Annotated in this window: 1 protein-coding gene; it reads right to left on the bottom strand. The window is 32.5% G+C overall.

Annotated features, from left to right (window positions below):
* A partial coding sequence (locus tag R0K30_RS21030; protein WP_410612694.1) for a CatB-related O-acetyltransferase occupies positions 1 to 507 on the bottom strand: 507 nt, incomplete at both ends.

The raw sequence follows: 507 nt of genomic DNA, 5'->3' as shown, positions 1-507 counted from the left end.
AGTTATAATTTCTTCAGGAAACCTAAATTTTAGAATCTTAGCAGGTATACCTCCTACTATTGCATATGGTGGTACATCTTTGTTTACAAAACTTAAGGCGGCTACGATGGAGCCATGCCCTATTGTTATTCCTGATTTTATTACACTTTTAGCACCTATCCACACATCATGACCAATAATTGTATCTCTATCATATTCATACTTTACCTTTCTCTTAAAACTTGTATCTTCATGTCCTCTCATTAAAGTATTACTATACTGTATATTTGATGTCGATAAAAAACTAATAGGATGAGCAGCAGCTCCTATTTCACAAAACCTGCCTATAGAACAGTATTTTCCTACTTTAGTATCAGAATATATTACTGAATAGTTATTCAATAGAGAGTATAAGCCTAGCTCACTTCTATCATGAACTTCTGCTTCTTTACCTATACTAACGGGATTAGATACTTTAGCTACCTTACTTACGTAAGCAGATTTAGATATAAAATTTTTGGTCATCAT

Origin of the sequence: Bacillus sp. SIMBA_154, from assembly GCF_046536015.1 — a bacterium.
Taxonomy (GTDB): domain Bacteria; phylum Bacillota; class Bacilli; order Bacillales; family Bacillaceae; genus Bacillus; species Bacillus pumilus_P.
The sequence above is the reverse complement of the archived record's forward strand: the minus strand, read 5'-3'. Positions and strand labels throughout refer to the sequence as shown.